The organism is Thermoflexus sp. (genome assembly GCF_042408365.1).
Lineage (GTDB): Bacteria > Chloroflexota > Anaerolineae > Thermoflexales > Thermoflexaceae > Thermoflexus.
This window is the reverse complement of the sequence record NZ_JBHOQJ010000172.1, coordinates 1-5,299: the sequence shown is the minus strand read 5'-3', so window position 1 is coordinate 5,299 and position 5,299 is coordinate 1. Positions and strand designations below refer to the sequence as shown.

Here is a 5,299-nt window from a genome sequence, read left to right as displayed (position 1 = left end):
CTGGGTCTTCGTCCGGGGTTACCTTTTCGCCGTGCGGGTGGAGGACGAACGGGAGCGGCGGATCCGGGAGGCCTCCGGCGAGCGCCATGGTTCGGTCGGGGAAGTCGTCGTCAAAGCGCCCATGCCCGGCCTCATCGTGGCCGTTCCCGTCCAGGAAGGCCAGCCCGTTCGCAAAGGGGAGAAACTGGTCCTTCTGGAGTCTATGAAGATGCAAAACGAGATCCGGGCGCCTCGCGATGGCACCGTGAAAGCCATTCGGGTGAGGCCCGGTCAGAGCGTGGAGCAGAACCAGATCCTGGTGGTGCTGAGCTGAGGTTCGAACGGCTGCCGGATAAGGTCCGCTCCGCCCACCGGTCAGGAGCCGGACAGCCTGCTTGCCCTGGGAGGCACCTATGGCCGTCGAGATCCGATCGAGGGAGGAAGAGATCCGCGAAGCGCACCGGCGATGGCTGGAAACGATCCGGAACGCCCCCCAGCGTCGCCCGCGCTTCGAAACCCCCTCCGGCATCCCTCTGGAGCCCCTCTACACCCCCGCCGATATCTCCCTGGATTATGGGGAGGATCTAGGGTTCCCGGGGGAATTCCCCTTCACCCGCGGGATCTACCGGACGATGTATCGGGGCCGCCTCTGGACGATGCGGCAATACGCTGGATACGCCACCGCCGAGGAATCCAACCGGCGCTATCGCTATCTTCTGGCCCAGGGCCAAACCGGGCTTTCGGTGGCGTTTGACCTGCCCACCCAGCTGGGTTACGACGCCGACCATCCCCTGGCCCACGGAGAGGTGGGCCGGGTCGGGGTCAGTATCTGCTCCCTCGAGGATATGCGGCGCCTCCTGGACGGCATTCCCCTGGACCAAGTCAGCCTTTCGATGACCATCAACGCCCCGGCCGCCATCCTGTTGGCGATGGTCCTGGCCCTGGCCCGCGAGCAGGGCGTGGACTGGGCGCGGCTGCGGGGGACGGTCCAAAACGACATCCTGAAGGAATACGTGGCCCGGGGCCTTTACATCTTCCCCCCGGAGCCCTCCATGCGGCTCACGGTGGATGTGATTGCCTTCTGCCATCGCCACGTGCCGAACTGGAACCCCATCAGCATCAGCGGCTATCACATCCGGGAAGCCGGGGCCACCGCGGTGCAGGAGGTGGCCTTCACCTTCGCCCACGCTTTGGAGTACGTGCGGGCTGCCGCTCGGGCAGGCCTCACCATCGATGACATCGGGCCCCAGCTCTCGTTCTTCTTCAACGCCCACAATCATTTTCTGGAGGAAGTGGCCAAGTTCCGCGCCGCCCGCCGGCTGTGGGCGCGCCTGACGCGGGACCGGTTGGGGGCGACCTGTCCGGAGGCGATGATGCTCCGCTTCCATGTCCAGACGGGCGGGAGCACCCTCACCGCCCAGCAGCCGGAGAACAACATCATCCGGGTGACGGTCCAGGCCTTAGCGGCCATCCTGGGCGGCTGTCAGTCCTTACACACCAACGCCATGGATGAGGCGCTATGGCTCCCCACCGAGAAATCCGCGCGGGTCGCTCTGCGCACCCAGCAGATCCTGGCCTACGAGTCCGGGGTGGCGGACACCATCGACCCGCTGGCGGGGAGCTATGTGATCGAATACCTGACGGCGGAGATCGAGCGCCGGGCGCTGGCGGAGATCGATCACATCGAGGCCATGGGTGGGGCGCTGCGGGCCATCGAGACCGGCTACATTCAGCGGGCCATCGCCGAATCCGCCTATCGGACCCAACAGGCCATCGAGTCCGGCGAGCAGATCATCGTCGGCGTCAACGCCTTCCAGGTGGAGGAGGAGCCCGTCGATTTGGAACGCCTGAAGGTCGATCCGGCCATTGAAGAGGCGCAGCGGGCGCGGCTGCAAGCGCTGCGGGCCCGACGGGATCGGGAGCGGGTCTCCGCGCTGCTGGCCCGCATCGAGGAGGCCGCCCGCCGGCCCGATGAGCCCCTCATGCCCCTCTTCGTGGAAGCCGTCGCTGCCGACGTCACCCTGGGGGAGATCTGCGACGTGCTGCGCCAGGTCTGGGGGGAATACCGACCACCGGAGGTTCTGTAAAGTCAATTGAACAGTCATCAAGATCTGTCTCTTGACAGAATCCAACAGAGCCCTATCATGTTTCATAGATCCATCAACTGAATATGGTCGAGGTGCCCGACGCCCCGGATGGCAGGGCTGAAAGGCGAAGTCCGGTGAAAGTCCGGCGCTGTCCCGCAACGGTAACCACCGCCGCTTCGGCGGACGGTGGAAGCCCGGTCGCCCGCCTCGGCCTCCTCCGAGCCTCGCGGAAGGGGTAGGAGCGCCGCCCGACCCAATCTAGGGTCCGTTCTGGCTTTCCCGCGGCCTCCCTGTCCATTCCAGCAGGGAGGCCGCCTGTTTTGGGCCTCCGCTGGGATGGCCCCTGCCCCTTTCGGCGAGGGGTCCCATCCCAGTCTGGAGGTGTTCCTATGCGACGTATCTTGCAGGGGATTTGGATGCTCGCCATCCTGGCGATCTTGGTGGGCTGCGCGGGGACACCTACACCTTCCCCCACACCCACTCCCACGCCGGCTCCCACCGCCACCCCCACGCCAACCGCCACACCGGCCCCCACCCCTACGCCGGCGCCTTTCCTCACCATCGTGGATGACCACGGCCGGACCGTTGTGCTTCCGGCACGCCCCCAGCGCATCGTGACCCTCGCCCCCTCCGCCACAGAGATGATCTTCGCCGTGGGGGCCGGCGACCGCTTGGTGGGGCGCGACGAGCTCTCCGACTATCCACCGGAGGCGAAGAACGTCCCCAGCATCGGCGGCACCTACCCGACGATCAACACGGAGGCGATCGTGGCGATGCGCCCCGACCTGATCTTGGCCCCCGGCGTGATCAGCCCGGAGCAGGTGAAGGCCTTGGAGGACCTGAAGTTGGTGGTGTTCCATCAACGGACCCCTAAAGATATCGAGGAGATTTTCCAACAGATCCTGACGGTGGGGCAGCTGACCGGGAACGTGCAACAGGCGGAAAAGGTCGTGGCTGACCTGCGGGCCCGCCTGACCGCGATCGAGGAGAAGGTCCGCCAGGCCAAAGACCGCCCGAAGGTCTTCTACGAGCTCGACGCCACGGATCCGAGCAAACCGTGGACCGCTGGGCCGGGCTCCTTCATCGACCGGCTCATCACCCGGGCCGGCGGGCAGAACATCGGCGCCAGCCTGACCAGCGAGTGGGGGCAGATCAGCCTGGAGGAGTTAATCCGCCAGGATCCCGATCTCATCATCCTGGGGACGGCGAACTACGGCGAGACGCCGGAGAAAGTCCGGCAGCGCCCGGGGTGGAACCGCCTGCGGGCGGTGCGGGAGGGCCGCATCTATCCTATCGACGCCGATTTAATCTCCCGGCCCGGCCCCCGCATCGTGGATGGTTTGGAGGCGCTGGCGCGGATCATCCATCCGGAGCTGTTCCCCCAATCCGCCGCTGAGCAGGCTCAGACGGTCGCGCTCCTGGTCCCCGCGCCTGTGCGATGAGCCCGAGAGCAAGTTGCAAATTCCCAACACGCAACATGGACAAGGGAAATGTCCCTTCGAGCGCTTTCGCTGGTTTTCCATCGATCCCGCACCGTTCGGATCGGCTTATGGGCCGGCCTGGGGCTGCTCCTTGGCGTGAGCCTGGCCATGGGGGTCGCCCTGGGCCCGGTCCCTATCCCGATCGCTGAGGTGGGGCGGATCCTGGTCGGGGAAGCGCGGGATCCCGCCCTGGCGGCCATCGTGTGGGAGGTGCGGCTCCCGCGGGTGTTGTTGATCGCCCTGGCGGGGGCGGCCCTCGCTGGGGCCGGCGCCGCCTACCAGGGGCTGTTCCGCAACCCGTTGGCGGACCCCTATCTCATCGGGGTGGCAGCGGGAGCGAACTTAGGGGCCCTGATGGCGGTCGCCCTGAACCTATCCGCCACGGCCTTCGGCTTGATGGCACTCCCGATGGCCGCCTTCCTGGGCGGGCTGCTCACCGTCGGGCTGGTGTATCGCCTCGCCCGCATCGGAGGGGTCGTGCCGTTGACCACGCTGCTGCTGGCGGGGGTGGCCGTCGGGGCCCTCCTGAACGCCATCAGCCTGGGCTTGCTGATGGCCATGGTCGGCCGCGTTGCCCCCCATCGGGCCTGGATTTGGATGCTGGGCGGATATGCCCTGGGGGGTTGGCCGGCCCTCCGCGGCGCGCTTCCCTATATCGGGATCGGCTTGGGCCTGCTGCTGTTGCTGGGGCGTCCCCTGGACGTCTTGCAGTTTGGGGAAGAGCAGGCCCTGCAGCTGGGCCTGCCGGTGGAGCGGGTGAAGCGGCTGGCCATCGGGGCAGCCACCTTGGCCACCGCCGGAGCGGTGGCCTTCACCGGGATCATCGGCTTCGTCGGCTTGATCGCCCCCCATCTGGCCCGGTTGATCGTCGGGCCTCGCTACCCGCGCGTCCTCCCCGCCGCGATCCTCCTCGGCGCTTCCCTGCTCACCTTGGCCGATCTGCTCTCCCGCACGCTGCTTCCCCCGCAAGAAATCCCCCTGACCATCCTGACCGCCTTCCTGGGAGGGCCTTTCTTCCTGTATTTGCTGGGGCACACCCGCCGAGGGGTTTTCTTTTAAACGGCAGACGTTCGCGTCATTGGCGGTAAGGGCGCCCTTTGTGGGCGCCCCCACGGCGGGCCTTGGGCCTCTCTCCGGATTCCCCTTCCCACGTTCCCGCGCCCGCTTACCGGCGAGGTGGGAGAGGTTCCTCAAAAAATGAGGAAGACAAGCGGGAAACAGGTTGCTAAAATCAGAGTAAGCCAACCTTCCACCGGATGGAAATGGGCGATGGGGACGCGATGGCTGCTGTATGACAGTGGGTGCTCGGTCTGCTGGCGGAAATGGCTGATCGTGGGTCTATGGGTGCCTCTGGCCCTATGGCCGATGGCGTGCCAGGGGCGGCCTCCCTCTGGGCCGCTCGCCACCCCAGAGCCGACGCCGACTCCATCCCCTGAGCCATCCCCAACCCCAACGGTCGAGCCTCTGGAGGAGACAGTCCCTCGAAGCGGGCGAACCGCTACGCCCTATTTTCTCTTCGCCATAAAGGCGCAGGTCCCGGTGGGCCAATTCAATGGACCCTCAAAGGTGGAGGCCCCGGTGGACTCATTCGATGGACCCGCCGGCGTGGCGGTGGGTCCGGATGGCACGGTGTACGTGGCCGATTCCTACAACCACCGCATCCAGCGCTTCTCGGCCACCGGGGAGTTCCTGGGGGCGTGGGGCTCCTATGGCTCCGGCGAGGGGCAGTTCAACGGGCCCTCCGGCATCGCC

Annotated in this window: 4 protein-coding genes, 1 pseudogene and 1 riboswitch; all 5 genes and pseudogenes read left to right on the top strand. The window is 66.6% G+C overall.

Annotated elements, in window-relative coordinates; genetic code table 11:
• Nucleotides 1-313 (top strand): acetyl-CoA carboxylase biotin carboxyl carrier protein subunit (locus tag ACFMO5_RS08020; protein ID WP_376792229.1); only part of this gene is annotated, 313 nt, incomplete at its 5' end.
• 79 nt (nt 314-392) lie between these two features.
• Nucleotides 393-2,066, top strand: a complete 1,674-nt coding sequence (locus ACFMO5_RS08015) for a methylmalonyl-CoA mutase (protein ID WP_376792228.1) — start codon at nt 393-395, stop codon at nt 2,064-2,066.
• A 73-nt stretch (nt 2,067-2,139) separates the two neighbouring features.
• A riboswitch (cobalamin riboswitch) is annotated at nt 2,140-2,291 on the top strand.
• Between the two features lie 164 nt (nt 2,292-2,455).
• Complete coding sequence (locus ACFMO5_RS08010) at nt 2,456-3,508, top strand: ABC transporter substrate-binding protein (RefSeq protein ID WP_376792227.1); 1,053 nt, start codon at nt 2,456-2,458, stop codon at nt 3,506-3,508.
• A 48-nt stretch (nt 3,509-3,556) separates the two neighbouring features.
• On the top strand, nt 3,557-4,606 hold the full coding sequence (locus tag ACFMO5_RS08005) for a FecCD family ABC transporter permease (protein ID WP_376792226.1): 1,050 nt from the start codon (nt 3,557-3,559) through the stop codon (nt 4,604-4,606).
• A gap of 210 nt (nt 4,607-4,816) precedes the next feature.
• Nucleotides 4,817-5,299 (top strand): annotated as a pseudogene (locus ACFMO5_RS08000) (hypothetical protein); the annotation flags it as partial.